Below are 3283 nucleotides of genomic sequence, written 5' to 3' on the forward strand. Positions count from 1 at the left end.
CTTCGAGCTGGCGCAGGGGGGCACCCTGTTCCTCGACGAGATCGGCGACATGCCGATGCCGATGCAGGTCAAACTGCTGCGGGTATTGCAGGAGCGGCTGTTCGACAGGGTCGGTGGCGGCAAGCCCATTCAGGCCGATGTGCGCATCATAGCGGCGACCCACCGGGATCTGGAGGCGATGATCCGCACTCAGGGTTTCCGCGAAGATCTCTACTACCGCCTCAACGTCTTCCCCATTGAGACGCCGCCGCTGCGGGATCGCATCGATGACATCCCGCTGCTGCTGCAGGAGCTGCTCAACCGCCATGCCGAGCAGCACCATGGCTTTATCCGGTTGACCCAGCGGGCGCTGGAGTCACTGATGCAGTACCCCTGGCCCGGCAACGTGCGCGAGCTATCCAACCTGCTGGAGCGATTGCTGATCCTCTACCCGCACCAGATCGTCGATGTGGCCGATCTGCCGAGCCGTTATCGCCTGCTGCCGAGCGAGCCGCGGGATGAGCGGCTGACCGAGATGGATGAACGGGATGCGCTGGCGGCGGTGTTTCAGGATCCGCCCGAGCTGGATCACGCCCTCGCCTCGGCTCGCACCATGCAGTTGCCGGAGGAGGGGGTCAACCTCAAAGAGATGCTGGCCGACCTCGAAGTGGAGCTGATCCGTCAGGCGCTGGAGTCTCAGGACGGGGTCGTGGCCCGCGCCGCCGATCTGCTTGGCATGCGCCGTACCACCCTGGTGGAGAAGATGAAAAAGTACGGGATGAGCAAAGACGTCTGAGGGTCAAAGCCTTGACGCAAATACACAATTCATTGTTTTAGTTCATATAATTTAGTGGCATGGAAATTGAATAACCTGACCCAATAGCCAGTTTGAGGTCAGGTTTATGACAATCCAGCAGCAGGACATGCCACTCCAGTCCCACGAAGTGAGCCAGCTCTATGCCATCTTCAAGGCGCTCCCCACCGGGGTGTTGCTGCTTGACGGGGCAGGGGTGGTCACCCGCGCGAATCCGGCGGCCATCTCCTTGCTGGGGGAGCCGTTGGAAGGGGAGCTCTGGCGTCACATCATTGCCCGCTGCTTCGAGCCGCGCGAGGATGATGGTCACGAGATCTCCCTGCGTGACGGGCGCCGGGTCCAGCTCTCGACCCAACCGCTGCCGGATCAGCCCGGCCAGCTGGTTTTTATCAATGACCTGACCGAAACCCGTAAACTGCAAGACCGCATCAACCACATGAAGAGGCTGTCGGCGCTGGGCAATATGGCGGCCTCGCTCGCCCACCAGATCCGCACTCCGCTCTCCGCTGCCATGCTCTATGCCGCCAACCTGGCCAACCGCACCCTCAAGCCGGAATCTCGTACTCAGTTTCAGCAAAAGCTGATGGCCCGTTTGCAGGATCTGGAGAAGCAGATCAACGACATCCTGCTGTTTGCCCGCAATGGCGACAATCAGGTGGTCACCCCCATCTCGGTACAGGGCTTGCTGGCGGAAGTGCAAGCCGGTGCCGAGGCCTTCTGTCAGCAACAGGGCTGCGAGCTGCACATGGAGGCGCCGGAGCCCGATCTCTGTCTGCTGGCCAACAGCAGTGCGCTGGCGGGAGCCATCAACAACCTGATTGCCAATGCCCAGCAGGCTGGGGCCACGTCACTCTTGGTCAGCGCGGTGCGCAGCGGTGCCCGGGTGGAGATGCGGGTCATCGATAATGGCAAGGGGATCCCTTCCCATCAGCTCGGTCAGGTATTCGAACCCTTCTTTACCACTCGCTCCCAGGGCACAGGTCTCGGGCTGGCGGTGGTGCAATCTGTAGTGCGTGCCCATCAGGGGGAGGTCGGTGTGGCCTCGGTTCCCGGTGAAGGCACCTGCTTTACTCTGTCGTTCCCCCTGCACCAGCAACCGGTGCAGCTTGGAGGTGTAGCATGACACAGGCCAGGATCCTGGTAGTTGAAGATGACAATGGCCTGCGCGAAGCGCTGGTGGATACCCTTTTGCTCGGCGGTTATGAGTGCCGTGAAGCGGACAGCGGCGAGCGGGCTCTGCTGGTCCTCTCCCGTCAGCCGTTTGACATGGTGATCTCCGATATCCAGATGGGGGGGATGGACGGTCTCACCTTGCTGGCCACCATCCGCCAGCAATATCCGCAGGTCCCTGTGCTGCTGATGACCGCCTACGCCAACATCGACGGTGCGGTGCGTGCCATGCGTGAAGGGGCCATCGACTATCTGGCCAAGCCGTTCTCCCCGGAGGTGCTGCTTAATCAGGTCAGCCGCTATGTGCCCGCCCAGAAGGTGGAGAAGCGCGCCGTGGTCTACGGGGATCCCAAAACCGCCGAGCTGTTCCAGCTGGCGACCCGGGTGGCCAGAAGCGAAGCGACTGTGATGGTGACCGGCCCGAGCGGAACGGGTAAAGAGGTGCTGGCCCGTTACATTCACGATAACTCCAGCCGCGCCGAGCAGCCTTTCGTCGCCATCAACTGCGCCGCCATTCCGGAAAACATGCTGGAGGCGACCCTGTTTGGCTACGAGAAGGGGGCCTTCACCGGTGCGGTGCAGGGGTGCCCCGGCAAGTTCGAGCAGGCGCAGGGGGGTACCCTGCTGCTCGACGAGATCACCGAGATGGATCAGGGGCTGCAAGCCAAATTGCTGCGGGTACTGCAGGAGAAAGAGGTGGAGCGGCTCGGCAGTCGCAAGATGATCCCGCTGGATGTGCGGGTCATCGCCACCAGCAACCGGGATTTGAAAAAAGCGGTGCAGGATGGCCTGTTTCGCGAAGATCTCTACTATCGCCTCAACGTCTTCCCGCTGCGCTGGTCTGCCCTGAGTGAGCGGCCCGGGGATATTCTGCCGCTGGCGGAGCACCTGCTGGCACTTCATGCCAGTCAGCAGGGGCTGCCGACACCACAGTTGACGGATGCCTCGCGGGAACGGCTGCTGGCTCACCCCTGGCCCGGCAACGTGCGGGAGCTGGACAACGTGGTTCAGCGCGCCCTGATCCTCAGCCCCGACGGGGTCATTGATTGTGACCACCTCATTCTGGAAGAGCTGGACGAGCAGGAGATGGAGTTTGTCAGCGTGGAGCGCAGCTATGGCGGCGATCGCCTCGGCAGCGAGCTCAAGCAGCAGGAGCACCAGATCATCCTCGACACCCTGCAAGATTGTAACGGCAGCCGCAAGGCGGTGGCCGATCGGCTCGGCATCAGCCCGCGCACCCTGCGCTACAAGCTGGCCCAGATGCGGGAGGCGGGGATCGACCTGCCAGCCTGAGGCCGGGAGGGAAACCGCACTGTGTGG

General features: G+C 62.4%; 3 protein-coding genes. All 3 read left to right on the top strand.

The window, feature by feature from the left end; all coding sequences use genetic code 11:
- Positions 1 to 775: sigma 54-interacting transcriptional regulator (locus tag AB5Y85_RS06295; protein ID WP_368221278.1), on the top strand; the 775-nt coding region annotated here is incomplete at its 5' end.
- A 106-nt stretch (positions 776 to 881) separates the two neighbouring features.
- A complete protein-coding gene (locus tag AB5Y85_RS06300; protein WP_005334126.1) occupies positions 882 to 1916 on the top strand; it encodes a PAS domain-containing sensor histidine kinase in 1035 nt (344 codons plus the stop codon).
- Complete coding sequence (locus AB5Y85_RS06305; protein ID WP_257687756.1) at positions 1913 to 3256, top strand: sigma-54 dependent transcriptional regulator; 1344 nt, start codon at positions 1913 to 1915, stop codon at positions 3254 to 3256. Before AB5Y85_RS06300 ends, AB5Y85_RS06305 begins: the two co-directional genes overlap by 4 nt.
- The last annotated feature ends 27 nt before the right edge of the window (positions 3257 to 3283 follow it).

The sequence above is a fragment of the Aeromonas sp. R3-1 genome (genome assembly GCF_040908345.1).
Lineage (GTDB): Bacteria > Pseudomonadota > Gammaproteobacteria > Enterobacterales > Aeromonadaceae > Aeromonas > Aeromonas veronii.

What these genes read in the sequence shown, in the direction of transcription:
- AB5Y85_RS06300 (WP_005334126.1), top strand. Translation starts at nt 882, where the DNA reads ATGACAATCCAGCAGCAGGACATGCCACTCCAGTCCCACGAAGTGAGC.
- AB5Y85_RS06305 (WP_257687756.1), top strand. Translation starts at nt 1,913, where the DNA reads ATGACACAGGCCAGGATCCTGGTAGTTGAAGATGACAATGGCCTGCGC.